Origin of the sequence: Pseudonocardia adelaidensis (genome assembly GCF_039543345.1) — a bacterium.
Classification (GTDB): Bacteria; Actinomycetota; Actinomycetes; order Mycobacteriales; family Pseudonocardiaceae; genus Pseudonocardia; species Pseudonocardia adelaidensis.
On record NZ_BAABJO010000009.1, the window covers coordinates 181593 to 208586 of the forward strand.

Here is a 26994-nt window from a genome sequence, read left to right on the forward strand (position 1 = left end):
GGGCACGTTCGGCATGTCGGCCACCACGCACTGGCTCGCCACCGCCACCGCGCAGGCCGTGCTGGAGCGCGGCGGCAACGCGTTCGACGCCGCCACCGCGGCCGGGTTCGTGCTGCACGTCGTCGAGCCGCACCTCAACGGCCCGGGCGGCGACCTGACCGGCGTGTTCGCCACGGCGGACGACCCGGCCCCGACGGTCCTCATGGGCCAGGGCCCGGCCCCGGCGGGCGCCACGATCACCCACTACCGCGGTGAGGGCCTCGACCTCGTCCCGGGCGCCGGTGGGCTCGCCGCCGCCGTGCCCGGCTCGGTGGACGCCTGGCTCGTCCTGCTCGCCGAGCACGGCACGTGGGAGCTCGCCGACGTCCTCGCCTTCGCGATCGGCTACGCCCGCGACGGCCATCCCGTGGTCGGGCGCGTGGGCACCACCATCGAGACCGTCGCCGAGCTGTTCACCGAGCACTGGACGACGTCGGCCCAGCTGTGGATGCCGAACGGCAGGCCGCCGCGCGCGGGCGAGATCATCCGCCTCCCGGCCTACGCCCGCACCCTGGAACGGCTGCTGGAGGCAGGCTCCGGCGCAACGGACCGGCGCGCGCGGATCGAGGCGGCCCGCCGCGAGTGGAACGAGGGGTTCGTCGCGAAGGAGGCCGCCGCCTTCCTGCGCATCCCGCACCGGCACTCGTCCGGCACCGACCACGCGGCCGTGATCGAGGCGGCCGACTTCGCCGCCTTCTCCGCCTCGTTCGAGCCCGCCGTCACCGCCGAATTCCGCGGCACGACCGTGGCCAAGACCGGCCCGTGGGGCCAGGGCCCCGCGCTGCTGCAGGCGCTCATGATCCTCGACGGGCTCCCGGACGAGGCCATCGACCCGTCCACCGCCGACGGCGCGCACCACGTCCTCGAGGCGCTCAAGCTCGCCATGGCCGACCGGGACGCCCACTACGGCGACGCCATCGCCGACGGCGTGCTCGACGTGCTGCTGTCGCCCGAGTACGCGCGGGAGCGGCGGGCGCTGATCGGCGAGGACGCCTCGCACGAGTTCCGCCCCGGCCGCCCCGGCGGGCGCGAGCCGTTCCTGCCCCCGCTCGTCACCGACGCCGAGGAGGGGGCCACCGCGGGCGTCGGCGAGCCCACCGTCGTGCTGTCCGGGGAGACCCGCGGCGACACCTGCCACGTCGACGTCGTGGACCGCTGGGGCAACATCGTCGCCGTCACGCCGTCCGGTGGCTGGCTGCAGTCCTCGCCGACGATCCCGGAGCTCGGGTTCTGCCTCGGCTCCCGGCTGCAGATGACCTGGCTGCAGGAGGGGACGCCGTCGTCGCTCACCCCGGGCGAGCGGCCGCGCACCACGCTCACCCCCACGCTGCTGCTGCGCGACGGGAAGCCGGTGGCCGCACTGGGCTCCCCCGGCGGCGACCAGCAGGACCAGTGGCAGCTGCTCTACCTGCTGCGCACGCTCGCCGGCGGCTACTCGCCGCAGCAGGCCATCGACGCCCCGGCCATGCACACCACGTCGATGCCAGGGTCGTTCTGGCCCCGCACCTGGACGCCGGGCGGCGCCGTCGTCGAGGACCGGATCGGCGACGACGTCATCAGCGAGCTGGAACGGCGCGGCCACCAGGTCAGCCGGGCAGGCGACTGGGAGCTCGGGCGGCTGTCCAGCGTCGGTCGCGACCCGGAGACCGGGATCCTCTCCGCGGCCGCCAACCCGCGCGGCGCGCAGGGGTACGCGGCGGGCCGCTGATGACCGACGATCCGCTGCTGCGCATCCGCGGCCTCGAGGTCTCCTACGGCCGCGAGCCGCGGCCCGTCCTCCACGGCGTGGACCTCACGGTGCGGCGCGGGCAGCGGGTGGCGATCGTCGGTGAGTCCGGGTCGGGGAAGTCGACCACCGCGGCCGCCGCGATCGGCCTGCTGCCCGGCACCGGGCGCGTCACCGGCGGGACGATCGAGTTCGACGGCGAGGACGTCACGGCGGCGGGTGAGCGGCGGCTGCGCAGGCTGCGCGGGCGCCGGATCGGCCTCGTCCCGCAGGACCCGATGTCGAACCTCAACCCGGTGGCCCGCGTCGGGCGGCAGATCGCCGAGACGCTCGTGATGCACGGCATGGCGCGCGGGCGGGCGGCGCGCGAGCGGGCCGTCGAGCTGATGACCGAGGCGGGCATCCCGGATGCCGCGCGGCGGGCCCGGCAGTACCCGCACGAGTTCTCCGGCGGGATGCGCCAGCGGGTACTCATCGCGATCGCGCTGGCCTGCCAGCCGCAGCTGCTCATCGCGGACGAACCGACGTCCGCGCTGGACGTCACCGTGCAGCGCCAGATCCTCGACCACCTCGAGCGGCTCACCACCGCGCACGCCACGGCGATGCTGCTCATCACGCACGACCTCGGTCTCGCCGCGGAGCGGGCCGACGACGTCGTCGTGATGTGGCAGGGCCGGGTGGTCGAGACAGGGCCCGCCGCGCGCATCCTGCGCGACCCGCAGCACGAGTACACCCGGCGGCTGGTGGCGGCGGCCCCGTCGGTGGCCGCGCGGTCCCGGGCCGCGCCGGCGCCACCGCCCGCGGCGGACCCGGTGCCCGCGCTCGAGGTCATCGACCTCGTGAAGACCTACAAGGTGCGCGGGCAGCGGGAGCCGCTGCACGCCGTCGACCGGGTGTCGTTCACGGTGCCGGAGGGCACCACGACGGCGATCGTGGGCGAGTCGGGGTCGGGCAAGACCACGACCGCCCGGCTCGTGCTGGGGCTGGAACAGCCGACGGCCGGCCACATCGCGATCGCCGGGCGCACGTTCCGCGGTGCCGACCGGGCCGGCAGGCGGGCGATCCGGCGCGAGATGCAGCCGGTGTTCCAGGACCCGTACGGCTCCCTCGACCCGGTGCTGCCCGTCGAACGGTTGATCGACGAGCCGCTGCGGGTGTTCGGCATCGGTGACTCCGCCACCCGCAGGCAGCGGGTGGCCGAGCTGCTCGACCACGTCGCGCTCCCCCGCACGGCGGCCCAGCGGCATCCCGTGGAGCTCTCGGGCGGGCAGCGGCAGCGCGTCGCGATCGCCAGGGCCCTCGCACTGCGGCCGAAGCTGGTGATCTGCGACGAGGCCGTGTCCGCGCTCGACGTCCTCGTCCAGGACCAGATCCTGGAGCTGCTCACCCAGCTGCAGCGCGAGCTCGGGCTGTCCTACCTGTTCATCGCCCACGACCTCGCGGTGGTGCGCCTCGTCGCGCACGACGTGCTCGTGATGCGGCGCGGCCGGATCGTCGAGCACGGCAGCACCGCGGACGTCTTCGACGCGCCGCAGGACGACTACACGCGCGCGCTGCTCGAGGCGATCCCCTCACCCGCCTGAGCCGGCCCGCTCGAGGTGCTCGAGCAGCGCGGCCGCCGCGGGCACGAGCGGGCCCTTGCGGTGGACGACCCCGGCGGTCCAGGTCGGGGCACGCCGGATGGCGACCGTGCGCAGGTCGGGGAACAGCGCGGCCAGGGTGGCCGGGAAGATCGTGACCCCGAGATCGGCGCGGACCAGTTCGACCGCGGCCAGGATGTCGTTCGTCTCGAACACGCCGGCCCGCTCCACCCCCGCGGCGCGGAAGGCGCGGTCGACCACGTGCCGGATGGCCCAGCCGGGGGCGATGTCGACGAACGGGTGGCGCGCCAGCTCGGCCAGGGTCACCCGTGCGTCCGGCAGATCCGCCCGTGGGCCGACGAGCGCGACCATCCGGTCCCGCATCAGCTCGACGCCGACCAGGCCGCGCGGCCGCCCGGTGAGCGCGATGACGGCCAGGTCGACCGTTCCCTCCCGGACCGCGTCGACGATCTCCTCGGCGGGCGCCTGGCGTAGCCGCACCACCACCCCGGGATGCGCGCGGCGCAGCGCCCCGATCGCCGGCGGGAGCCCGCCCAGCAGACCCTGCATGACGCCGAGCGTGACCCGGCCGCGCAGCACCCCCCGCACCGCGTCGACGGCGGCGTGCACCTGGTCGGCTGCCGACAGCGCGGTGCGGGCCGCCGCCACGAACGCCTCGCCGGCAGCCGTCGGCACGGCACGGTGCGTCGAGCGGTCGAACAGCGGCACGTCGAGCTCCCGCTCGACCGCGCGCACCGTGGCCGACACCGCGGACTGCACCAGCCGGAGCCGCCTGCCGGCCGCCGAGAACCCTCCCGCCTCGGCCACGGCGACGACCACCTGCATCTGCCTGAGCTCCACGGCACCCATCTCCGAGCGAGATAGCTGACATCTCGGATCATCGCACGGACCGGGGAAGCTCGGGCCCGGCGCGGCGGGTTGGAACCGGGGTGCACACCTCATACGCCGCCGCACCGGCGCAGGGCTCGATCCGCCGCCACGACCGCGGCTTCTGGCTGGTCGCGTACCTGTTCACGGTCACGATGGCCTCGTCGACGCTCCCGACCCCGCTGTACCCGCACTACCAGCGCCAGGACGGCTTCGGAGCGCTCGTCGTCACGATGGTGTTCGCGGTCTACGCGGTCGGTGTGCTCGCCTCCCTGTTCCTCGGCGGGCACGTCTCGGACTGGATCGGCCGCAGGCGGGTGCTCGTGCTGGGGCTCGTGCTCGGCATCGCGTCCAGCGCGACGTTCGCCGCTTCCGCGGCCCTGCCCGCGCTCGTCACCGGCCGGGTGCTGTCCGGCCTGAGCGTCGGGCTCGTCACCGCGACCGCCACCGCGCACCTCGCCGACCTGAACGGGCGGGCCCGTCCCGGCGGGGGCCTGCGGCGCGCCGAGGTGGTCGCCACGGCGGCCAACATGGGCGGGCTCGGCCTCGGCCCGCTGATCTCCGGCCTGCTGGCCGAGTACACGACCGCCCCGCTGCGCGTGCCGTACGCGGTGTCGGTCCTGCTGCTGGCGATCGGGCTGGCTGCGCTCGCGGTGGTCCCGGAGACCGTGCGGCGGCCCGACCCGCTTCCCGCGTACCGCCCCCAGCGCACCGCCGTGGCGCCCGAGCACCGGCGCACGTTCATCGGGGCGGCGACGGCCTCCATCGTGTCCTTCGCGGTCTTCGGGCTGTTCAGCTCGCTGGCCGCGATCGTCATGAGCACGCTGTTCCACATCGGGAGCCCGGTGCTGGGCGGCCTCGCCGCGCTACTGGCCTTCGGCTCCGGCGCGGCCGCCCAGGTCCCGCTGCACCGGGTGGCCGCCCGCCCGCAGCTGCTGAGCGGCCTCGCCGTCATCACGGCGGGCGTGGTCGTCCTCGTCCTCGGGGTGCACCTCGGCGTGCTCGCGCTCTTCCTGGCCGGGGGCGCCGTCGCGGGGGCCGGCGCCGGGATCGCGTTCAAGGGCAGCATGTCCACCGTGCTCGCCACCGCCCCGGCGAACCGGCGCGGCGAGACGAGCGCGGCCCTGTTCCTGGCCGCCTACGTCGGCCTCACGGTGCCGGTCCTCGGGCTCGGGGTCGCCGCGCAGAGCCTCCCGGTGGCGGTCGCGCTGTACATGTTCGCCGGCGTCCTGCTGCTCGCGCTGGCGTTCGCGGCCTGGCGGATCGCCACCGCGCCGCCCGGACGCGCCATGATGGGCGCATGACGGACGGGATCGACCCCACGGCCGCGCCGAGCGGGGCGGGCTGCCGCGAGTGCGACGAGGCCGGCGGCTGGTGGGTGCACCTGCGCCGCTGCGCATCGTGCGGGCACGTCGGCTGCTGCGACACCTCGCCGGCCCAGCACGCCACAGCGCACTTCCGGGAGACGGGGCACCCGCTCGTGCGCAGCTTCGAGCCCGGCGAGAGCTGGTACTGGGACTACCGCACGGAAACCCTGCTGGAGGGCCCGGACCTGCCCGAACCCCAGCACCACCCGGAGGACCAGCCGGTCCCGGGCCCCGCGGGCCGGGTGCCGCAGGACTGGCGCGCGCACATCCACTGAGGGCGTCGTCCCGAGTGTCAGCAACGCCACTTTCATGACGCCTGACGTCGTGAAAGTGGCTTTGCTGACGCCGACCGGAGAGGATCACCGCGTGGAACCTCTTCGGATCGGCGTTCTCGGCGCGTCCCGCATCGCCGTCAACGCCATCGTCGCCCCCGCACAGCTCACCGGGGCCCGGCTCGTCGCCGTGGCGGCGCGGGACCGGGGCCGAGCCGAGACGTTCGCCGCCGACCACGGCGTCGAGCGAGTGCTCGGCTCCTACGCGGAGGTGCTCGCCGACCCCGAGGTGGAGGCGATCTACAACCCGCTCGCCAACGGCCTGCACGGCCCGTGGAACGTCGCGGCGCTGGCCGCGGGCAAGCACGTGCTCACCGAGAAGCCCTCGGCGAGCGACGCGGGCGAGGCCCGGGAGGTGCGCGCCGCCGCCGAGCGCGCGGGGCTGGTGTTCATGGAGGCCTTCCACTACCTCTACCACCCGGTGGCCCAGCGACTGCTGGACGTCGTGGGCTCCGGCGGGATCGGCGAGCTGCGCCACGTCGAGGTGCACATGGAGATCGCGCCGCCGCCGGACGGCGACCCGCGCTGGTCGCTCCCGCTCGCCGGCGGCGGGCTGATGGACGTCGGCTGCTACGGCGTCCACCTGCACCGGATGCTGGGCCGGTTCGGGGGCGGCGCCCCGCGGGTCACCGGCGCCGAGGGCCGGGAGCGGGCCGGGCACCCCGGCGTGGACGAGTGGGTGCGCGCCGAGTTCGCGTTCCCCGGCGGGGCCACCGGCGTGCTGCACAGCTCGATGGCGGCCGACGAGCTGCGGATGACGGCCCGCATCGTCGGGGACACGGGCGAGGTGCGCGCCGCGAACTTCGTGCTCCCCCACCGCGACGACCGGGTGTGGGTCACCACGGGGGGCGTCGAGCGCGAGGAGCGGGCGGGCCTTCGCCCGTCGTACGCCTACCAGCTGGAGGCGTTCGCCGCCGCCGTCCGGGACGGGGCGCCGGTACCGACGGACGCCGACGACGCCGTGGCCACCGCCGAGCTACTCGACGACTGCTACCGGGCCGCGGGCTTCGACCTGCGCCCGCGGACGGCACCGATCGCCTGACCCCGGGTGGGGCCCGGATCGGGCGACGCGGCCCGGCGGGTGCAGGATCGATGGGTGGTCTCCCGCACGGCTCCGCACGCCCCCTCCCTCGCCGACGCCGTCGGCGCCGCCGCCGCACGGCTCGAAGGCGTCGCACTCCCGACGCCGCTGCAGCCCAGCGAACGGCTCTCGGCCGTGACCGGGGCGCAGGTCTGGGTGAAACGGGAGGACCTGCAGGTCGGGCGGTCGTACAAGCTGCGCGGCGCGTACAACCTGCTGGCCCAGCTCGGGCCGGAGGAGCGGGCGGCCGGGGCCGTCTGTGCGAGCGCGGGGAACCACGGCCAGGGCGTCGCGTACGCCTGCCGCAGGCTGGGCATCCGCGGCCGCGTGCACGTGCCGAGCACCACGCCGCGGCAGAAGCGGGAGCGGATCGCCGCGCTCGGCGGCGACGCCGTGGAGCTGGTGGTCGGCGGCGACACCTACGACGAGGCCGCCGCGGCGGCCGCCGAGCACGCGGCCCGCACCGGCGCAACCGTCGTCCCGGCCTTCGACGACCTGCGCACGATCGCCGGGCAGGGCACGGTGGCCGCGGAGATCATGGCCCAGCTGGACGGCGCGCCGGACGTCGTCGTGGTGCCGGTCGGTGGGGGCGGGCTGCTCGCCGGGGTCGGGGGCTTCCTGGCCGAGCGGTACCCGCAGGTCCGGGTCGTCGGCGTGGAGCCGGCGGGCGCGGCCGGCATGACGGCAGCACTGGCCGCGGGCGAACCGGTGGCCCTGCCCGAGCTCGACTCGTTCGTCGACGGCGCCGCCGTGCGCCGCGTCGGCGACGTCAGCTTCCCGCTGGTGCGCGACTGCGGCGCCGAGCTCACGACGGTGGCCGAGGGCCGCGTCTGCACGGAGATGCTCGACCTCTACCAGGTGGACGGGATCATCGCCGAGCCCGCGGGCGCGCTCGCCGCCGCCGCGCTCGACGGGATCGAGCTGGAGCCCGGTTCCACCGTCGTCTGCCTGCTCTCGGGCGGTAACAACGACGTCAGCCGCTACGCCGAGGTGATCGAGCGCTCGCTCGTGCACCGCGGGCTCAAGCACTACTTCCTCGTGGAGTTCCCGCAGGAGCCCGGCGCGCTGCGGCGGTTCCTCGACGAGGTGCTCGGCCCGGACGACGACATCGTCCTGTTCGAGTACGTCAAGCGCGACAACCGCGAGACCGGCGCCGCGCTCGTCGGCATCGAGCTGGCCCACCGCGACGGCTACGAGCCGCTGTGGAAGCGCATGGAGGCCAGCCCGCTGAAGATCCAGCACGTCGCCCCGGGCACCACGGCGTACCGCTTCCTCGTGTGACCCGTCGCCGCTGAGAACAGCGGATACTGGCGGGAACCGTCCGATGAGGGGGCGAGGCCGTGGCCGTCATCCCGAGCGAACGCGGCGAGATCGCCACCTCGGCCGAGATCGTCAGCGATCTCCTCGGCCACCTCACGGTCACGACGAAGCGGGTCCACCGCGCCGTCGCCCGCCGGGGGTTCGCCAGGTTCCTCCCGGCGCCGGTCCGCGCCGCGCAGGAGAGCGTCACGGCGAGCGTCTACGGCCTCGTGTGGGCGGGGATCACGGTCGTGGGCGGCGCCGTGGTGGACGTGCTGGACTCCGTCGAGCGCACCCGGACCGCGCGGCCGTTCACGACCACACCACGCGGCCGCCATCTCGCGGGCCTGCTCAACGGCGTGGTCGGCGACCGGCTGCACGACCACTACCCGCGGCTGGCGAGCCCGATGCGCATCCGGGTCGACGGCGCGGATGTCGAACCCGAGTCCGCGGCGTTGGCCCGGCACTTCCCGGCGGCGGCGGGGAAGGTCGTGGTGTTCGTGCACGGGGTGATCGAGACCGAGGAGTGGTGGAACACCCCGGCCCGCGCGCACGCGGGCGATCCGGCCGCGATCTCCGTGGACTTCGGCGCGCGGCTCACCCGCGATCTGGGCTGCAGCAGCGTTCACGTCCGCTACAACAGCGGCCGGCACATCTCGGACAACGGCGCCGATCTCGCCGACCTGCTCGAGCGGCTCGGCACCGCGTGGCCGGTACCGGTGCGGGAACTCGCGCTGGTCGGGCACTCCATGGGCGGCCTCGTCGCCCGCAGCGCGCTCCACCAGGGGTACGCGCGCGGCCTCGCCTGGTCACGCCGCACGCGTCACCTGGTGTGCCTCGGTTCCCCGCACACCGGCGCACCGCTGGAACGGGGGGCGAACATCCTCACCGCGGTGCTCGGCGAGTTCGACGAGTCCGCCCCGATCGCCGCGTTGATCGCCGGACGCAGCGCCGGTATCAAGGACCTGCGGCACGGAAGCCTCCACCGCCAGGAGTGGCACGGGCGAGATCCGGATGCCCCGCGGCCCGCCTTCTCTCGTCGCCCCTACCGCCCGCCCGACGGCGTCGAGCACAGCAACCTCGCCGCGACGGCCTGGCGCGCGCCCGGACCGCTGTCCGACCGGGTCGGGGACCTGCTGATCCCCACCGCCAGCGCGTTGGCGCCGACGCCCCCGGCCCGCCGGTGCACGATCCGCGGGCTGAACCATCGCGACCTGCTCACCCACGACGCGGTCTACGCGCAGCTCCTGGGTTGGCTCAGCACGTGAGGGCCTCCCGACACCCTCCTCATCGGGACGCGGCGAGCCCGTGCAGGAGCAGCTCCGCCAGGCGCGCGTAGGCCTCCGCGTCGTCCAGGCCGGTGGACGCCGCGACCTGCCGCTGCTGGATCCGCACCATCACCGCCGTCACGACGTCGGCGACGAAGCCCGTGTGGACGTCGCGGAACGCGCCCACCGCCACGCCGTCGGCCACGAGCTGCTGCACGCGGGCCGCGGCGGCCCGGGTGTTGCGCTCGTACACCTCTGCGGCCGGGGCGAAGCCCGCGACGTCGTCGAAGAACCGCGCGGACGCGGGCGCGAGCTCCGTGGCGACGGCGTGCAGGTACGCGCCCACCCGCTCGGCCGGGTCGGCCCGCGCGGCGACGGCGGCCTCGACCCGCTCGGTCGCCCCGCGGAAGAAGTGCACCACCGCCGTGCGGACCAGCTGCTCCTTGCTGCCGGCCAGCGCGTACAGCGTGCGCTTGGAGCAGTGCAGGCGGGCGGCGACGTCGTCGAGGGTCAGGTGCGCGAAGCCCTCGGCGAGCAGCAGGGCCACGAGGGCGTCGAAGAGCTCCTCCCGACGAACGGCTCCGCGCCGCACCACGCCCATATCGGCTATTGTAGCCGGTACTGACGTTCCAACATCAGTACCGATACGAGGAGCGGTCATGGCCGTCGAGCGCCTGCTGCCCACCACCGAGGCCGAGGACCTGCTCGCGCTCGCCCGCGAGATCGCCGACAAGGAGCTCGCCCCGCGCGTCGAGGAGCACGAGCGGGCCGAGACCTACCCCGAAGGGCTCTTCGCCACGCTCGGCACGGCCGGCCTGCTCGGCCTGCCCTACCCCGAGGAGCACGGCGGCGGGGCCCAGCCGTACGAGGTCTACCTGCAGGTCCTCGAGGAGCTCGCCGCCCGCTGGGCCGCCGTGGCCGTCGCGGTGAGCGTGCACGGGCTCGCCTGCCACCCGCTCGCGACGTTCGGCTCGCCGGAGCAGCAGGAGCGCTGGCTGCCCGGCATGCTCGCCGGCGAGGTGGTGGGCGCCTACAGCCTGTCCGAACCGCAGGCGGGCTCGGATGCGGCGGCGCTCACCTGCAAGGCCGAACGCGGCCCCGAGGGCTACCGCATCACCGGCACCAAGGCCTGGATCACCCACGGCGGCCGGGCAGGCTGCTACGCACTGTTCGCCCGCACCGCACCGGGCCCAGGCGGGGTGTCCTGCTTCCTCGCGCCGGGACGGGTCGATGGGCTCTCCTTCGGCCGGCCCGAGGAGAAGATGGGACTGCACGCGATCCCGACCACCACCGCGCACTGGGACGGCGCCGTGCTCGACGCCGACCGCCTGATCGGGACCGAGGGCCAGGGCCTGCAGATCGCGTTCTCCGCCCTCGACTCCGGGCGCCTGGGCATCGCCGCCGTCGCCACCGGACTCGCCCAGGCCGCCCTCGACACCGCCGCCGCGTACGCGAACGAGCGCACCGCGTTCGGCCGCCGGATCGTCGACCACCAGGGCCTCGGCTTCCTGCTCGCCGACATGGCCGCCGCCGTCGACGCCGCCCGCGCCACCTACCTCGACGCCGCCCGGCGCCGCGACGCGGGCCGGGAGTACCGGCGGGCGGCGAGCGTGGCGAAGCTCGTGGCCACGGACGCCGCGATGAAGGTCACCACCGACGCGGTGCAGGTGCTCGGCGGCTACGGCTACACGCGCGACTTCCCGGTGGAGCGGTACATGCGCGAGGCCAAGGTCACGCAGATCTTCGAGGGCACCAACCAGATCCAGCGGCTGGTGATCGCGCGGTCGCTGGCGGCGGGCTGACGACCGCGCGGTCACACACCAACCGTGGCGCCGACACACGAACTGCAGTTGGTGTGCCAGCACCGGAGTTGGTGTGCGAGCACCACTCACCGGGCGTTCACCGGGACCAGCGCGCGGAGCGCCGCAGCGATGTCGGGCCCCGACGGCGCCGCCTCGGCGTCGACGAGGGCCTGGAGAACGATGCCGTTGACCAGTGCCAGCCCGAGGGAGCCGACGCGGCGGGCCGTGTCGTCGTCGACCTCGCCCTCCGCGAGGTCGAGCAGCATCGCCGCGAACGCCCGCCGCGCGCGGGCGTAGGCCCGCGCGAGCTCCTCCCGCACCGCGGTGGAGAACTCGACCTGTGCCACCCACTGCACGCTCGCCGCCACCACCGCGCGGTCGGTGCGCACCTTGCCGATGAGGACGTCGAGGAACGCGGCGAGGCGGTCGGCGGCCGGACCGTCGGGATGGTCGCGCAGCGCTGCCTCGATGTCGTCGTCCCAGTCGTCGAACGAGTCGAGGATCGCCGCGTCGAGCAGGGCGTCCTTGGAGCCGAAGTGGTAGCCGATGGACGCCAGGTTGGTGCCGGACGCGGCCACGATGTCGCGCGCTGTCGTGTGGGCGTACCCCTTCTCGACGATGCAGCGCTTCGCCCCGGCCAGGAGCGCCTCCCGATTCCCCATGCGCGCAGGGTAGTGGACCGTCGGGACGAACGTCTGAGACATTTGTCCTAGACGCCCGTCCTTGACGTCCGTACCATTCGCCCCGTGACCCGCACCCAATCCCGCGCCGGGCACCGGGAGTGGATCGGCCTCGCCGTGCTCACGCTCCCGGCACTGCTGGCCTCGATGGACCTCTCCGTGCTGTTCATGGCCGCCCCGTGGCTCGCCGCCGACCTCGCTCCCACCGGCACGCAGCTGTTGTGGATCATGGATGCGTACGGCTTTCTCATGGCCGGCCTCCTGCTGACGATGGGCGCGCTCGGCGACCGCATCGGGCGTCGCAGGCTGTTGCTGATCGGGGCCGCGGCGTTCGGTGCCGCCTCCGTGCTCGCCGCCTACGCCCCCACCGCCGAGCTGCTCGTCCTGGCGAGGGCACTGCTCGGCATCGGCGGTGCGACCCTCGCCCCGTCGACCCTCGCGCTGCTGCGCGGCATGTTCACCGACGCCACGCAGCGCCGGGTCGCGATCGGGGTCTGGACCGGGGCGTTCACCGGCGGGATCGCGCTCGGCCCGATCGCGGGCGGGCTGCTGCTCGAGCACTTCTGGTGGGGCTCGGTCTTCCTGATCAACCTGCCGGTCATGGCGCTGCTGCTGGTGCTCGGGCCGGTGCTCCTGCCGGAATCCCGGGATCCGGACGGTGGCCGGTTCGACCTCGTGAGCGCCCTGCTGTCGATCGCAGCGGTGCTGCTGGTCGTGCACGGGGTGAAGGAGCTCGTGCACGCGGGGACTGGCGGGTGGCCCGCGGTCCTCGCGGGGCTCGCGCTGGGTGCGCTGTTCGTCCGGAGGCAGCTGCGGCTGCCCGATCCGCTGATCGACGTCCGGCTCTTCCGCGGGGGCGGGTTCAGCGCCGCGTTCGGCGGCTACGTCGTGATGATCGTCGGCAGCGCGGGGCTGGGTTATCTCGCGGTGCAGTACCTGCAGGTCGTGCTGGAGATCCGGCCGTTCACCGCCGCGCTGTGGCAGCTGCCCACGGTCGCCGCCACCGGGATCGGCATCGCCCTGACCACGACGCTCGTCCGGTGGGTGCGCGCCGCGGTGCTCGCCGGCGCCGCGCTCCTCGTCGCGGCGATCGGCTTCCTCCTGGTCGCCCAGGTCGATGTCGGCACCTCGCCCGCGACCATGGTGGCCGCCTATTCCGTGGCGACCCTCGGCACCGGGATGCTCGTGCCGCTGGCCATCGACCTGATCATCGGCGCGGCCCCGCCGCACCGCGGGGGCGCCGCCGCCGGACTGAGCGAGGCGGGCAGCGAGCTCGGAGGTGCGCTGGGCATCGCCGTCCTCGGCAGCATCGCGGCGGCGGTCTACCGCAGCGAGTTCACGTCCGGCGAGCTGCCGGCCGACGCGACCGAGACCGTCGGCGGCGCGGTCGCCGCCGCAGGCGCGCTGCCGGCCGCGCTCGCCGACGCGCTGATCGCCGACGCGCAGCGCGCCTTCACCTCGGGCTTCACGACGGCGGCGACGGTCATGGCGGCGCTGCTGGCGATCACGGCAGTGGTGGTGACCACCCGCCTTCGGCGGTCGTAAGAGTGGATACGAGTGCTCCAGCACTCGTATCCACTCACGGCTGTGTCAGCGCAGGGGGCCCGTCACCGACTCCGCCGCGGCGAGCAGCTCGCCCGAGGCCACCAGCCGGACGGCCTCCTCGATCTCCGGGGCGAGCGTGCGGTCCGGGCCGGGGCCGGCGACGGCCGCGCGCAGGCGGTCGCGGGCCGCGCCGGTGGCCGGGGCGGGCGCGTACGGGGCGCGCAGGTCGAGCGCCCGGGCGGCGGTGAGCAGCTCGATCGCGACCACCCTCGTGAGCCCGTCGACGGCGCGGCGCAGCTTGCGGGCCGCGGCCCAGCCCATCGAGACGTGGTCCTCCTGCATGGCGCTGGACGGGATCGAGTCGACCGACGACGGCGCGGCGAGCCGCTTCAGCTCGGACACGATCCCCGCCTGCGTGTACTGCGCGATCATGTGGCCGGAGTCGACGCCGGGATCGTCGGCGAGGAACGGCGGCAGGCCGTGGTTGCGGGCCACGTCGAGGAAGCGGTCGGTGCGCCGCTCGCTGATCGAGGCGACGTCGGCGACGGCGATGGCGAGGAAGTCCAGCACGTAGCCGAGCGGTGCGCCGTGGAAGTTGCCGTTGCTCTCCACCCGCCCGTCGGTGGTGACGACCGGGTTGTCGACCGCGGCGGCCAGCTCCCGCTCCGCGACCGCATCGGCGTGGGCGAGGGTGTCGCGGGCGGCGCCGTGCACCTGCGGGGCGCACCGCAGCGAGTACGCATCCTGCACGCGGGTGGTGGCGTCTCTGCGATGGCCTGCCATGATCGCCGACCCGGCGAGGAGCACGCGCAGGTTGGCCGCGCTGTCGGCCTGGCCCGGGTGCGGGCGCAGCGCCTGCAGGTCGGCGGCGAACACCGCGTCGGTGCCCAGCAGCGCCTCGACGCTCATCGCGGCGGCGAGGTCGGCCGTCGCGAACAGCCGGTGGAGGTCCGCCGAGGCCAGTAGCAGCATGCCGAGCATCCCGCTCGTGCCGTTGATCAGCGCGAGCCCTTCCTTCTCGGCCAGCTCCACGGGCGCGATCCCGGCCGCGGCGAGCGCCTCGGAGGCGGGGCGCAGCACCCCGGCCGCGTCGCGGACCTCGCCCTCCCCCATGAGCGCGAGGGCGCAGTGCGCCAGCGGGGCGAGGTCGCCCGAGCACCCGAGCGAGCCGTACTCGCGCACGACGGGTGTGATGCCGGCGGACAGCATCTCGGCGTACGCCACGGCGGTGCCGGTGCGCACCCCCGTGCGGCCCGTGGCAAGGGTGGCGAGGCGCAGCAGCACGAGCGCGCGGACCACCTCGCGCTCGACCTCGGGGCCGTTGCCCGCCGCGTGGGAGCGGACGAGGCTGCGCTGCAGCTGGACCCGCCGCTCGACCGGGATGTGGCGCACGGCGAGCGCCCCGAAGCCGGTGGAGACGCCGTAGTGCGGCTCCGCGTCGTCGGCGAGCGACTCGACCACCTTGCGGCTCGCGGCGATCTCCGCGAGCGCCTCCGCCGAGAGCGCGACGGGTACGCCGTCCCTGGCGACCGCGACGACCTCCCGCATGGTGGGCGGATCGAGGCCGATGACGAGCGGAGCCTGTGCGAGCATCGCACAATCTGACACCCATCGGCCCACCCCCACCAGCGGCCAGCAGTGGAAAACCCGATCACGCTGCGCGAATTCCTGCTGGCTGGAAGCGCGCTGCGTCCTCCCGCGCCGATCCGCTCGTGCAGGCGGCGCAGCGGCGCAGGCGCGCACCCGTCTGCGCTCCCCGGGCCGCGGTCGCCGGGTTCTCCCGGTCAATATTCATCGAGTGTTGAGTTACAGCCCGAACGGGGCTACCGTGCCCCCATGGCCAGCGAGGACTTCGTCGTCGGGCTGAAGACCCTCGACGCGCAGGCGCTTCCGCGGGTGGGCGGCAAGGCTGCGAACCTCGGGGAGCTGATCGCTGCCGGCTTCCCGGTGCCGCCGGGATTCGCGGTCACCACCGGCGCGTACGCGGGGGTGGCGGCTGCCCTCGACCTCTCCGATCCGCAGCGCGCGCGGGATGCGCTGGCGGGTACGGAGCTGCCGGCGCCGGTCGCCGACGCCGTACGGGCGGCGTACACGGGGCTGGGCGTCGACGTCCCGGTGGCCGTGCGCTCCTCCGCCACGGCCGAGGACCTGCCGTGGGCGAGCTTCGCCGGGCAGCAGGACACCTACCTCAACGTGGTCGGCGCCGACGCCGTGCTCGACGCCGTGCGCCGCTGCTGGGCCTCCCTGTGGACCGAACGCGCGGTGAGCTACCGCGAGACGCAGGGCATCGACCACGCTGCCGTCCAGATCGCGGTGGTGGTGCAACGGATGGTCGACGCTCAGGTGGCCGGCGTGCTGTTCACCGCCGACCCGGTGACCGGCACCCGCGACCGCACCGTGATCGACGCGAGCCCCGGGCTCGGCGAGGCCGTGGTGTCCGGAGCGGTGAACCCCGACCACATCGTCGTCGACGCCGACGGCGTCCACGTCACTCCCGGCGACAAGGCGGTGCAGGTACGCGCGCTGCCCGGCGGCGGCACGGAACACGTGTCGGTCGCGGCCGGGGCCGGGGCGTGCCTCACCGACGAGGAGGCCGTCGCGCTCGCCGACCTCGGCCGCCGCGTCGAGGCGCACTTCGGCGCACCCCAGGACATCGAGTGGGCCCTCGACCCCGAGGGCGAGCCGTGGCTCACGCAGGCCCGTCCGATCACCACGCTCCACCCGCTGCCGGCCCCGTCCGCCGAGGGCCTGCGGGTCCTGTTCTGCGCGAGCCTCGCGCAGGGCCTCACCCGACCCGTCACGCCGATGGGCCTGTCCGGGTTCCGGGTGCTCGCCGCCACCGTGTCCACGCTCGCGTTCGGCGTGCCGGTCGCCGACCCCGTCGCCGGCCCGCCGCCCTTCCGGACGGCGGGCGGGCGCGCTTTCGTCGACGTCACGCCCGCCCTGTGCAGCGCGCCGGGGAGGGCGCTCCTCCCCCGGGTCCTCGACGTCATGGAGGCGCGATCGGCCGTCGTGCTGCGCGGGCTGCTCGACGACCCGCGGCTGTCACTCACGACCACGTCGTGGGCGCCGTTCCTCCGCCGGCTGCTGCGCACGCTGGTCCGCTTCCGGGTGCCGGTGCTGATGGCGCTGGCGCTGCTCAGGCCCGACGCCGCGAAGCGGCGCGTCGAGCGGGTCGGCGACCGCGTGCGCGCGCTCACATCCACGCCCCCGGATCTCACCGTCGACGAGCGGCTCGAGCGCGCGGTGCACGTGCTCCGCCAGGCCTTCCCGGTGCTGCCCCTGACGGTGCCGGCGGCCGGCGCAGGCTTCGTCATGCTCGGCGCCGCCCGGCAGATCGCCGGCCCCGACCTGGACGCCGCCGTCGTGAACGACGTGCTGCGGTCGCTCCCGCACAACAGCACCACCGAGATGGACCTGCGGCTGTGGGCGCTCGCCCGCAAGCTGCGCCGCGACCCGGCCTCCGCCGCCGTGCTGCGCACCGTCCCGCCGGCCGACCTGGCCCGGCGCTACCGCGACGGCGCGCTGCCGCCCGCGCTGGAGAGCGGCCTGGCGGCGTTCCTGCTGCGGGACGGCCACCGCGCGGTCGCCGAGATCGACATCGGCATGCCGCGCTGGTCGGAGGACCCCACGCACGTGCTCGGCGTGCTGGCCAACTACCTGCGCCTCGACGACACCGCGCTCGCGCCGGATGCCGTGTTCGCCCGGGGCGCGCAGGCGGCCGACGCAGCCGTCGCCGCCGCCGTCGAGCGGGTGCGAGCCCGTTCGCGGCTGCGCGCCGCCGCCCTGCGGTTCGCGCTGGACCGGGTGCGCAGGCTCGCCGGGCTGCGCGAGGAGCACAAGGACTACCTCATCCGGATCTTCGCGCACGCCAGGGCACTGCTCACGGCGGTCGGCACGGAGCTCGCCGCCCGCGGCCTGCTCGACCGTCCGGACGACGTGTTCTTCCTCGACCTCGCCGAGGCCCGCACCGCACTCGCCGGCGCCGACGCGAGGGAGACCGTCGCGGCCCGCCGCGCCGAATACGACCGCGAGCTGCGCCGCAGGCGCGTCCCGCGGGTGCTGCTGTCCGACGGCACGGAGCCGGAGGCCGTCGCCCGCCGCGGCGCCGGGGACATCGGTGCCGGGGACGAGGGCGCCCTCGTCGGCACCGCGGCCTCCGCAGGCACCGTCACCGCCCCGGCCCGGGTGGTGCTCGACCCGGTCGGCGCCCACCTCGAGCCCGGCGAGATCCTCGTCGCGCCGTCCACCGACCCCGGCTGGACCCCGCTCTTCCTGACCGCAGGCGGTCTGGTGATGGAGATGGGTGGCCCCAACTCCCACGGCGCGGTGGTGGCGCGCGAGTACGGCATCCCGGCGGTGGTGGGAGTCGCGGATGCCGCGACGCGGATCACGACGGGCCAGGAGATCACGGTCGATGGCGCGGCAGGCGTGGTCCGGATCGGCACGACGGCTCCATAACCCCGGCCCTCGGGGGTACCTCCCTCTCATGGCACGGGCTATCTGGACCGGGGCGATCAGTTTCGGGTTGGTCTCCATACCCGTGGGGCTCTTCAGCGCCACGGAGGACCACACGATCCACTTCCACCAGTTCGAGCGCGGCACCTCCGACCGCATCCGCTACCAGCGGGTCAACGAGCGGACCGGGAAGGAGGTGGAGTACTCCGACATCGTGAAGGGCCGGGAGGTCGGCGGCGGCGACTACGTGCTCGTCGAGCCCGACGAGCTGGCCGACATCGCGCCCGGCCGGTCCCGCACGATCGACATCACCACGTTCGTCGACCTCGACGAGATCGACCCGATCTTCTTCCAGAAGACCTACTGGCTCGCCCCGACCGACGAGCAGTACGCCCGCCCGTACGCCCTGCTCCGGGAGGCCATGACGCGCACGAACCGGGCCGGCATCGCGACGTTCGTGATGCGCGGCAAGGAGTACCTCACCGCGCTGCGCGCCGACGGCGACGCGCTCGCGCTGGAGACGCTGTTCTTCGCCGACGAGATCCGCGACCGGTCCACGCTCGACCTGCCCGGGGGCGCGAGCGCCGAAGGCGCCCCGAAGAAGGGTAAGGAGCTGGACATGGCGACCGGGCTGATCGAGGCGATGAGCGGGGAGTGGAAGCCGGACGAGTTCCGCGACACCTACACCGAGCGCGTCGAGAAGCTCATCGAGGACAAGCACAAGGGGCGCGAGGTCGTGCGCGAGGCCGAACCCGCGGAGCCGACGGCGATGTCCGATCTCATCGCGGCCCTCGAGCGCAGCGTCGCCGACGCCCGGGGTGGCGGGAAGTCGCAGCAGAAGAAGGGCGAGCAGAAGAAGGGCGAGAAGGCGAAGAAGGGGAAGCCCGCCACCGACGGCGCACCTGACCTGTCCGAGCTGAGCAAGAGCGAGCTCGTGGCGCTGGCCCGCGAGCTCGACGTCAAGGGGCGCTCCTCGATGAGCAGGCCGAAGCTCGAGAAGGCGGTCGCCGCAGCGTCGGGTGCCACCCAGGAGCGGCGCCGGAAGGCCTCATGACCTGCCCCGACTGCGCCCGCCTCCTCGACCACTGCCACGGCACGCTCCTCCTGGACGCCGACGGGACGCCCGGGTGCACCGACCCCGCCTGCGTCGACACCGGGCGCGAGCGGCACGAGCTGATCGCCGAGGTTGCCGGGCCCGGACAGCGGGCACCCCTGCCGCACGCCGACCGAGGAGGCGAGATGGCGGGAACCGAGTTCGAGCAGCACACGCACGACGCGGTGGTGCACGACCACGAGCACTGGCACGTCACGCACAACTGGAGCGAGACGGCGGGCACGTTCGAGCACCTCGCGTCCAAGCACAGCCACCCGCACGACCACGCGGAGCTGACGCACTCCCACGTGCCGCACGTGGACTTCGACAGCGAGCACGCGGGCGAGGCGCACATCCACGACCACGACCAGCCGGTGGACCGGGACGCCTGACGCCGGTCAGGGCAGCGCCGCTCAGGGCAGCGCCGGTCAGGGCAGCGCCGCTCAGGGCAGCGCGGGCCGGGGCGAGCGCAGCACGAGCGTGTCGCCCCGGTGCACCTGGAGGCGCCCGCACGCGCACCGGCTCCAGGTGATCGTCCCCTCGGACGTGGGGTGGCGCGAGACCACCTGGTAGGGCTCGGCCGTGGGCCACCCGCACACCGGGCAGACGTCGTGGGATGGGCGTTCCATGCATCCAGGATCGCCCAGCCGACCCGTCAGGTCCATTTCACGTTCGTTCAGGTGACCGTACAATCTGACTACATGTTGGACCTGCGCCGCCTGCACGTGCTCCGCGTCGTCCACCAGCTCGGCACGGTCACCGCGGCCGCGGGTTCGCTGCACCTCACACCGTCGGCCGTCTCGCAGCAGCTGCGTCAGCTCGCCCACGATCTCGACGTCCCGCTGCTCGAGCCCGACGGCCGCCGCGTCCGGCTCACCCCGGCCGCGCTCACGCTGCTCCGCCACGCCGACGAGATCGCCGCCCGGTGGGAGGCGGCCCGCGCCGACCTGCAGGCCGGGGCCGGCCGGGCCCTGCCCACCCTGCGGCTGGCGGGGTTCACCACGAGCCTGCGGACGCTGGTCGTCCCGGCCGTGGAGCACCTGCGCGCGCGGGAGCCCGTGCTCACCGTCCGGATCATGGAGGTGGAGACCTCCGAAGCCTTCGGTCAGCTGCTGACCGGCGAGATCGACATCGCCGTGACGCTGCCGAACCAGGGCGGCCCCCCGCTCGACGACCCGCGCTTCGAGCAGGAGCCGCTGCTCGACGAGCCGCTCGACCTCCTCGTGCGGCGCGACCACCGGCTGGCGGGCGCGGGCCCGGTGACCCTGGAGGACGCGGCGCACGAGGCGTGGATCCTGCCGAGGCCCGGGACGTGCGACCACCAGGAGATCAGCGCGGCCGCCTGCGCCGCGGCGGGCTTCACGCCGGAGGTCGCGCACGAGGCCATGGACTGGCCCGCGGTCGCCGCGATGGTGGCCTGCGGGCTGGGGATCTGCCTCAAGCCGCGGCTGGTGCGCGTGCCCGCCGAGTTGCCCGTGATGGCGGTGCCGCTCGCCGGCCCGGCCGCCCCGCACCGCCGCCTGCTCACCTGCACCCGCCGCGGCAGCCGGGCTCAGCCGCACATCGCGGCCGGCCTCGACGCGCTGGCGACCGCCGCGACGACCGCGACCGCGCCCCGGATCCGGACGGCGAGCTGAGCGCGGAGGGGTTCAGGAAAGCCACGTTCCTGAACCTGGAGGACAGGAACGCCACGTTCCTGAACCCCCGCAGCCGCTAGCCGTGCGACCCTCCGGACGAGCCGCCGCCTCCGTTCGAGCCACCCCCGTCGGAGCCACCCCCGCCGGAACCGCCGTGGTCCGAGCCGCCGCCACCGCCGGAGCCGCCGCTGTGGTCCGAACCGCCACCGTCGCTCGAACCGCCGTCGTTCGAGCCGCCGTCGTTCGAACCGCCGCCATTCGAACCGCCACCATTCGAACCGCCGCCATTCGAACCGCCACCATTCGAACCGCCACCGTTCGAACCGCCACCGTTCGAACCGCCACCGTCGTGCGAGCTACCACCATCGCCGGAACCGCCGCCGTGGTCGGATCCGCCGTCGGAGCCCCCGTCGCCGGAGCCCCCGTCGTGCGAGCCGCCGTCGCCCGGCTGGTTCGGGTCGTCGTCACCGGGGTCGTGGGTGGGCGGGTCGGAGGGGTCCTGGGTGGGCGGATCGGGGTCGGGCGACGGCGTGGGATCCGGGTGCGAGTCGTGGTCGGAGTTGCCCCCGCCGGAGTGGTGCCCGCCGGAGTGGTGCCCGCCGGAGTCGTGGTCGCCGGGGTTGTGGTCGCCGCCCGAGTTGTCGCCGCCCGAGTTGTCGCCGCCTCGGTCGTCGGACCGGTCCGACCCGGACGACGGGTGGTTGTCGGTGGGGGGCGCGATCGTCGGGTCGCCGGCGACGGGTGCGGCCGTGAGGGGCACGGGCGCCGCGGCGACGGGCACGTTCGCGACGTGCGGCGCGGCGCCCGGCAGCACTTGCGGGAACGCGGCGGAGGCGAGCACGGTCGGGGCGCCGGCGGCGAGCCGGGCGAGTGCGGCGATGCGGCTGCCGTTCGTCACGTCGTGGTCGGCGCTCGCCCCCGTGTCGCCCGCCTCGGCGGCGAACAGGCGCGGGGAGCGGTCGTCGGTGATGTTCCCGGCCTCCTGCACGTCACCGTGCACGAGGTCGACCGGTGCGCCCCCGGTGGAGAGCACGACCACGGAGGAGATGCTGGCCGCGGCGGCGCCGGCCACGGCGGTGGCGGCGAGCAGCGGGGCCGGAGCGATGCCGCGCGTGGGCCCCCGCCGGTGGGCACCCGCCGGCCGGGCGGCGGCACTGCGGGGCTCGCGGCTCATCAGCGCGTCGACGCTGACTCCGCCCCGGCGCGAACGCGGGGACCGAGAACCGCCCGGCGTCGCCGATTCGTTACCGTGCGTGTCCACCCAGCACACTCCCGGGGAGCAAAGACGCCTGACCGGGTGAGGGTCAGGGCCCGAACGGGGCATTCGTGCGGGGTGAATCTAACTCATCGTGTCCAGCCCTCGTCCAGGGCCACCGTCAGGAGCACTCCTGGCGCAGCCGCTGCAGCGCCGCCTCGGCCTCGTGCATCTCCTGTGCGGCGCGCACCAGGTCCGCCACGAGCGGACGCCGTCGCGGGGTTGCGGGCCGCGGCCTGCGCCGGCGCAGCGCGATGAAGCCGGCCACGAGCCCCGCGGCGGCGGGAAGGGCGAGCAGCGAGGCCGGGCCGAGGTAGGCCGTCGCGAGCAGCCAGATGATGAGCAGCCCCATCAGGATGCCCCCGCCGACGACGAGCAGGAGCATCTGCTGCCAGCTGGGCATGGGTCGCCAGGTCCCGTCCCCGGAGGTGGGGGCGGCGGCCGCTTCCTTCAGCGCGCGGTAGCGGGCGGCAGCCCCCTCGGCTTTCCGCTCAGCCGCCTGCAGGCGCCGCGCCGTGCGGTCGTCCGAATGCGTCCGGGCGCGCTGCCAGGTCATGCCGACGGCCCGTCCCACGTCGACACGGCCCGCCTCGATGCGACTCGACGCTCGCATGGACACCCTCGTTCACCTCCACCCCTCGTCAACGACCAGTACCCGGCGGGCCTGAATGCCAGCTCGCTCGATCCGGTGTAGATCCCGATCCCATTGGGCACGAAGCGCGGTGACGGGCCCGACGGGTCGTTGACGACCGTCACCGCGGTCGCGCCGGGGTCGCGGAACACGAGCGTCGACGAGCCGCCGCCGTCGAGGTTGACGGCGTCCTCCACGCCCAGCTCGCGCAGCAGCTGCGCGAGCTCCTGCAGCGTTGCCCCGACGCTGTCGGACTGGCGGCCGTCGAGGGTCAGGAGCCACATCCGACGCCCGTCGTCGCTCGCCCCGGCCGCGCTGCGGGGGGCGCGCTCGTGGTCGTCGAGACCGGGCACCGGGTCGCCGTCGAACATGATCGGGCTCCCGCCGACGGCGAGCTCCGGCGGGTGCCCGCTCCGCGGCACGAGCTCGTACTCGACGTCGACGTGGTCCCCGACCCGCAGCGACCGCACCGCGGCCGCCCCGTCCTCCCGCCCGGTCAGCGCCAGCTCGCCCTCGGGGATCCGGCCGCCACGGGGTCGCCCGGCGGCCACCACGACGCCGTCGCGCACCAGCACCTCGGCCTGCTCGTCCGCGCACGGCGCCTCGCGGTCGGCGTCGGTGCCGCACAGGGTGTGGGCCCGGTCCACGTCGCCCCACTCGTGCGTGAAGATGCCGATCCCGTCCTCCGGCACGGCGTACTGGTTGAGCGCGACGACCTCGTACGTCGTGGACGGCCCGATCGCCCTGGCCTCCAGCCGCAGGCGGTCGATGCGGGCCACCCGATCGGTCCCGACGGTGAACACGGAGTCGATCTCGGCACCGGGGACGACGGGGCCCATCCGGCGCCCGGGCGGCACCGCGGCCTTCAGCGGGTGGCCGTCGGCCACGGCCGGGCCCGCGGGCGCGTTGGTGCGCCCGATGTCGAAGAAGTCGCCGTTGATCGCCGCGACGGCGCCCGCGCGGTCCGCCATCTCCGCCACCGGGCCGCGGGCCGCGATCGCCCCCGGCATCAGCAGGCCGGCGTGCACCGTGGGGTCGCTGAGGTCGACCTCCACGACGTCGCCGAGCACGGCGCCTGCCGCCGCCGTGGTGTGCAGCGCACGGTGGGTGACGCCGGGGGCGAGCTGGGTCCGCGCCCCCAGCTCCGCGAGCGCCCGTTCGGCGAGGGGCTGCGGCGGCTCACCGATACCGGTGCTGAAGATCAGCACCGCGGCGAGAACCGCTGCCAACACCGCTGGTCACCCCCCGTCCACGTCGTCCGGATGGGATCACGGCCGGCCGCGCGGGAGGCAGGTCGCCACGGCACGGTTCACCCTCGGGAGTCCCACACGACATCCGATCCGGTGAGCGGCGCGGTTTCACCAGCGGTGCGGAAGGGTAGAACCGATCATGAGAGCGATCCGCACGTGCATGGTCGGCGCCGCGATCGCGATGCTCGCCGGCTGCGCCGCGGCGGAGCGCCCCGACGTCGAGCGGGTGGCCACCGAGTTCAGCACCGGTGATCCCACCGTCCGCTGCGCCCTGCTCGCCCCGGCCGCCCTCGCCGCGCTCGAACGGGAGGGGCCGTGCGCCGCGACGGTCGGCACGGCGGTGCCGTCCGCGGGCGAGGTGCTGCAGACCGCGGTGTGGGGTGACGAGGCCCAGGTCCGGCTGTCCGGCGACACGCTGTTCCTCACCCGCACCTCGGCCGGGTGGAAGGTCGTGGCCGCCGGGTGCACGCCGAACGGCGACCTGCCCTACGAGTGCCGTGTGGAGGGGCCGTGAAAGCACTGTTCATCGCGTACTTGGCCGTGATCGGCGTCGGGCTGGCCTACTTCACGCTGCTCGGCCTGCTGGGACGGTGAGCGGCATGCGGCGCACCCTGCGCGACAACGGCATCGGCCTGGTGTTCGGCGGCCTGTTCCTGCTCATGCTCGTCGGGCAGGCGTTCTCCGGGCAGGCGCAGTACAACGACCAGCAGCTCGCCTCGGGCGGCGAGCCGGTGTCGATCGGCCAGTACGTGACGTCCTCGTCGTTCGCCGTGGACGTGGTGGAGAACTGGCAGTCGGAGTACCTGCAGTTCTTCCTCTACATCTTCCTCACCGTCTGGCTGGTGCAGCGCGGCTCCCCCGAGTCGAAGGACATCGAGAAGGTCGGCACGGAGACCGACGAGGAACAGAAGGTCGGCGAGCACGCCCGCGAGGACTCCCCGGCCTGGGCCCGCTACCAGGACTGGCGCGGCGCGCTGTTCTCCCGGTCGCTCGGGATCGTGATGGGGACGATCTTCGTGCTGTCCTGGCTCGCGCAGTCGGTGGCCGGGTGGGCGGCCTACAACTCCGAGCAGCTGGGCGACCGGGAGGACCCGATCACGTGGCTCGCCTACCTCGGCGGGGCCGACTTCTGGAATCGCACCCTGCAGAACTGGCAGTCGGAGATGCTGGCGGTGGGGTCCATGGCCGTGCTCGGGATCTACCTGCGCCAGCGCGGCTCGCCCGAGTCGAAGCCGGTCGGCTCGGCGCACGCGGACACGGGTGAGAGCGGATAGCCCCTCACGACCCGGCGGGTACCGAACGCCGGTCGACGCTCAGGGCCGCGACGAGGCCGCGGTACAACTCGTCGGCGGCCAGCAGCTCGTGGTGGGTGCCGCGGGCACGGACGCGGGCGCCCTCCATCACGACGATCGTGTCCGCGTCGACCACGGTGGACAGCCGGTGGGCCACCGTGACCACCGCGCCGATACGGGCCTGCTCCCGGATCGCGTCGTGCACCGCGGCCTCGGTGAGCCCGTCGACCTGGGCGGTGGCCTCGTCCAGCAGGAGCACCTCCGGGGTGCGTACCAGCGCGCGGGCGAGCGCGATGCGCTGCCGCTGGCCGCCGGAGAGCGACGACGCGGTCAGCTGCGCGTCGAGACCGCCGTCGAGCGCCGCCACCGCCTCCCGCAGCCGCACCCGTTCGAGCGCGGCCCACAGCTCGTCGTCCGTGGCGTCGGGGTGGGTGAAGCGCAGGTTGTCGGCGATGGTGCCCGGAACGACCGGGGTCTCCTGCTCGACGTAGGCGAGGCGGGCGCGCACCTCGTCGGGTGTCTGCTCGCGGTACGGCCGCCCGGCCAGCCGGATCTCGCCGGCCTGCGGTTCGAGGAACCGCAGGAGCAGGGCGAACAGGGTGGTCTTGCCCGCGCCGGACGGCCCGACGATCGCGGTGTGGCCGCGGGCGGGCACCACGAGGTCCACGTCCTGCACGGCGGGGGCGCGTCCCGGTCCGTACGCGGCGGTGACACCGCACAGCTCCAGCACGGGACCCGCGCCCGGCTGCGGGACCACGGCCTCCGCCGCCGCTCCCCCGGTGGTCTCCTGCTCGAGCTCCTCGACCTGACGGATGCGCTTGGCCGCGGCGATCCCCGCCTGCAACGCGGTGAGGTTCTGGCTGAGCTCCATGATCGGCTCCATCAGCCCGAAGGCATAGAGCAGGAACGCGATCAGCGTGGAGACCTCGAGCAGCCCGAGCCCCACCCGCCACGCGCCCACACCGAGGATCACGATGATCGCCAGCTGGATCCCGGACCAGGCGATCGTCCACGCGAATGCCTCGCGGCGCACCACGCGGACGCCGTGGCGCATCGCCTCGCCCGCGTGGCCGAGGATGCCGGTGGCCAGGCGCTCCTCGGCGCGGCTCGCCTTCACCGTGCGGATCGCCCGCAACGACGTCTCCAGGACGCCCCCGAGCCGCCCGACGTGCTCCTGCGCCCGTTCCTGCGCCCGCGCGATCCCCGGCATGAGCACCGCGAACAGCAGGACGACCACGACGACCGTGGCGACCGTGGTGGCCAGCAGCACCAGGTCGAGCACCGCCATCAGCACGAGCGTGCCCAGGAGCATCACGACGCCGTTGACCAGCCCGACGAGGCCGGACGAGACCGCCTCGCGCAGCAGCAGCGTGTCGGAGGTGACCCGCGTGACCAGCTCACCCGTCGGCCGCCGGGTGAGCCCCGGCACCGCGGCGCGCAGGAACCGGCGGACCATCGACTCCCTGGCCTCCAGCACGACCCGCTCGCCCAGCGTGCCCAGCAGCGTCCACTCGAGGATCCAGATCGCGGCACCGAGGACGAGCAGCGCCAGCAGCGCGCCGATCGGACCGGCGAGCGGCGCCGACGCGTCCAGCGAGTCCAGCACCCACTTCGTGACGAGCGGCGTGGCCAGGCTCGTCGCGGAGCCGGCCAGCGCCAGCACCAGCCCGAGCGCGAGGGTGCCCAGGTGCGGTCGAGCGTACGAGCGGAGGATGCTCAACCCGGGCGCGGCGGCAGGACTGCTCATGCTCGGTAGTGGAGCATCAGTGTT

Annotated in this window: 24 protein-coding genes; 15 read left to right on the top strand and 9 right to left on the bottom strand. The window is 74.6% G+C overall.

Annotation, left to right across the window (positions count from 1 at the left end):
* The first annotated feature begins 13 nt into the window (after positions 1–13).
* Entirely contained in the window at positions 14–1747 is a 1734-nt protein-coding gene (locus tag ABEA81_RS14435) for a gamma-glutamyltransferase family protein (protein WP_345605678.1), read from the top strand.
* Positions 1747–3348: an ABC transporter ATP-binding protein gene (locus tag ABEA81_RS14440; protein WP_345605548.1), complete on the top strand. Its 1602-nt coding sequence runs from the start codon at positions 1747–1749 to the stop codon at positions 3346–3348. Before ABEA81_RS14435 ends, ABEA81_RS14440 begins: the two co-directional genes overlap by 1 nt.
* Here the strand turns inward: ABEA81_RS14440 and ABEA81_RS14445 are convergent.
* Positions 3337–4206, bottom strand: coding sequence for a LysR family transcriptional regulator (locus ABEA81_RS14445; RefSeq protein ID WP_345605549.1), 870 nt, complete (start codon positions 4204–4206; stop codon positions 3337–3339). The genes ABEA81_RS14440 and ABEA81_RS14445 overlap by 12 nt on opposite strands.
* A gap of 89 nt (positions 4207–4295) precedes the next feature.
* Here ABEA81_RS14445 and ABEA81_RS14450 point away from each other — a divergent pair, with 89 nt between their 5' ends.
* From ABEA81_RS14450 to ABEA81_RS14470, 5 genes are all read left to right on the top strand, one after another.
* On the top strand, positions 4296–5537 hold the full coding sequence (locus tag ABEA81_RS14450; RefSeq protein WP_345605551.1) for an MFS transporter: 1242 nt from the start codon (positions 4296–4298) through the stop codon (positions 5535–5537).
* Positions 5534–5875, top strand: a complete 342-nt coding sequence (locus tag ABEA81_RS14455; protein ID WP_345605552.1) for a UBP-type zinc finger domain-containing protein — start codon at positions 5534–5536, stop codon at positions 5873–5875. The genes ABEA81_RS14450 and ABEA81_RS14455 overlap by 4 nt, the downstream gene beginning before the upstream one ends.
* A 91-nt stretch (positions 5876–5966) precedes the next feature.
* On the top strand, positions 5967–6974 hold the full coding sequence (locus ABEA81_RS14460) for a Gfo/Idh/MocA family protein (protein ID WP_345605553.1): 1008 nt from the start codon (positions 5967–5969) through the stop codon (positions 6972–6974).
* A gap of 54 nt (positions 6975–7028) precedes the next feature.
* Positions 7029–8294: a threonine ammonia-lyase IlvA gene (gene ilvA, locus ABEA81_RS14465; protein WP_345605554.1), complete on the top strand. Its 1266-nt coding sequence runs from the start codon at positions 7029–7031 to the stop codon at positions 8292–8294.
* A gap of 59 nt (positions 8295–8353) precedes the next feature.
* Entirely contained in the window at positions 8354–9580 is a 1227-nt protein-coding gene (locus ABEA81_RS14470) for a PGAP1-like alpha/beta domain-containing protein (RefSeq protein WP_345605555.1), read from the top strand.
* Positions 9581–9599: 19 nt separating this feature from the next.
* Here ABEA81_RS14470 and ABEA81_RS14475 read toward each other — a convergent pair whose 3' ends face one another.
* Positions 9600–10181 (bottom strand): TetR/AcrR family transcriptional regulator, encoded by a 582-nt coding sequence (locus ABEA81_RS14475; RefSeq protein ID WP_345605556.1) that lies wholly within the window; start codon positions 10179–10181, stop codon positions 9600–9602.
* A gap of 58 nt (positions 10182–10239) precedes the next feature.
* Between ABEA81_RS14475 and ABEA81_RS14480 the strand changes: the two genes are divergently transcribed.
* Positions 10240–11382: an acyl-CoA dehydrogenase family protein gene (locus ABEA81_RS14480; RefSeq protein WP_345605557.1), complete on the top strand. Its 1143-nt coding sequence runs from the start codon at positions 10240–10242 to the stop codon at positions 11380–11382.
* Between the two features lie 86 nt (positions 11383–11468).
* Here the strand turns inward: ABEA81_RS14480 and ABEA81_RS14485 are convergent, their stop codons facing one another.
* Positions 11469–12044 carry a TetR/AcrR family transcriptional regulator gene (locus ABEA81_RS14485; RefSeq protein ID WP_345605558.1) on the bottom strand — a complete coding sequence of 192 codons (576 nt, stop codon included), beginning with the start codon at positions 12042–12044 and terminating at the stop codon, positions 11469–11471.
* Between the two features lie 75 nt (positions 12045–12119).
* On the opposite strand from ABEA81_RS14485, the gene ABEA81_RS14490 reads away from it, so the two are divergent.
* Positions 12120–13607, top strand: coding sequence for an MFS transporter (locus ABEA81_RS14490; protein ID WP_425570558.1), 1488 nt, complete (start codon positions 12120–12122; stop codon positions 13605–13607).
* Between the two features lie 45 nt (positions 13608–13652).
* Here ABEA81_RS14490 and hutH read toward each other — a convergent pair whose 3' ends face one another.
* Positions 13653–15200: a histidine ammonia-lyase gene (gene hutH, locus ABEA81_RS14495; RefSeq protein ID WP_345605562.1), complete on the bottom strand. Its 1548-nt coding sequence runs from the start codon at positions 15198–15200 to the stop codon at positions 13653–13655.
* A 243-nt stretch (positions 15201–15443) separates the two neighbouring features.
* Between hutH and ABEA81_RS14500 the strand changes: the two genes are divergently transcribed.
* From ABEA81_RS14500 to ABEA81_RS14510, 3 genes are read left to right on the top strand one after another with little or no spacing between them, the layout of a single operon-like run.
* Positions 15444–18068, top strand: a complete 2625-nt coding sequence (locus tag ABEA81_RS14500; protein WP_345605564.1) for a PEP/pyruvate-binding domain-containing protein — start codon at positions 15444–15446, stop codon at positions 18066–18068.
* 28 nt (positions 18069–18096) lie between these two features.
* A complete protein-coding gene (ku, locus tag ABEA81_RS14505) occupies positions 18097–19119 on the top strand; it encodes a non-homologous end joining protein Ku (protein ID WP_345605565.1) in 1023 nt (340 codons plus the stop codon).
* Positions 19116–19550 (top strand): hypothetical protein, encoded by a 435-nt coding sequence (locus tag ABEA81_RS14510; RefSeq protein ID WP_345605566.1) that lies wholly within the window; start codon positions 19116–19118, stop codon positions 19548–19550. The genes ku and ABEA81_RS14510 overlap by 4 nt, the downstream gene beginning before the upstream one ends.
* A gap of 51 nt (positions 19551–19601) precedes the next feature.
* Here ABEA81_RS14510 and ABEA81_RS14515 read toward each other — a convergent pair whose 3' ends face one another.
* A complete protein-coding gene (locus tag ABEA81_RS14515; protein ID WP_345605567.1) occupies positions 19602–19787 on the bottom strand; it encodes a hypothetical protein in 186 nt (61 codons plus the stop codon).
* 51 nt (positions 19788–19838) lie between these two features.
* Between ABEA81_RS14515 and ABEA81_RS14520 the strand changes: the two genes are divergently transcribed.
* Entirely contained in the window at positions 19839–20795 is a 957-nt protein-coding gene (locus ABEA81_RS14520; RefSeq protein WP_345605568.1) for a LysR family transcriptional regulator, read from the top strand.
* Between the two features lie 76 nt (positions 20796–20871).
* Here ABEA81_RS14520 and ABEA81_RS14525 read toward each other — a convergent pair whose 3' ends face one another.
* The 3 genes from ABEA81_RS14525 to ABEA81_RS14535 form a co-directional block, all read right to left on the bottom strand.
* On the bottom strand, positions 20872–21969 hold the full coding sequence (locus tag ABEA81_RS14525; RefSeq protein WP_345605569.1) for a hypothetical protein: 1098 nt from the start codon (positions 21967–21969) through the stop codon (positions 20872–20874).
* Positions 21970–22171: 202 nt separating this feature from the next.
* The gene (locus ABEA81_RS14530) at positions 22172–22624 is read right to left on the bottom strand and encodes a hypothetical protein (protein ID WP_345605570.1); all 453 of its coding nucleotides are present in this window, start codon (positions 22622–22624) and stop codon (positions 22172–22174) included.
* Positions 22603–23913: a phosphodiester glycosidase family protein gene (locus ABEA81_RS14535; RefSeq protein WP_345605571.1), complete on the bottom strand. Its 1311-nt coding sequence runs from the start codon at positions 23911–23913 to the stop codon at positions 22603–22605. The genes ABEA81_RS14530 and ABEA81_RS14535 overlap by 22 nt, the downstream gene beginning before the upstream one ends.
* Before the next feature lie 157 nt (positions 23914–24070).
* On the opposite strand from ABEA81_RS14535, the gene ABEA81_RS14540 reads away from it, so the two are divergent.
* Positions 24071–24445 (top strand): hypothetical protein, encoded by a 375-nt coding sequence (locus ABEA81_RS14540; RefSeq protein ID WP_345605572.1) that lies wholly within the window; start codon positions 24071–24073, stop codon positions 24443–24445.
* Positions 24446–24530: 85 nt separating this feature from the next.
* Positions 24531–25205 (top strand): DUF6766 family protein, encoded by a 675-nt coding sequence (locus ABEA81_RS14545; RefSeq protein ID WP_345605573.1) that lies wholly within the window; start codon positions 24531–24533, stop codon positions 25203–25205.
* A 4-nt stretch (positions 25206–25209) separates the two neighbouring features.
* Here ABEA81_RS14545 and ABEA81_RS14550 read toward each other — a convergent pair whose 3' ends face one another.
* Positions 25210–26970: an ABC transporter ATP-binding protein gene (locus tag ABEA81_RS14550; protein WP_345605574.1), complete on the bottom strand. Its 1761-nt coding sequence runs from the start codon at positions 26968–26970 to the stop codon at positions 25210–25212.
* Between the last annotated feature and the right edge of the window lie 24 nt (positions 26971–26994).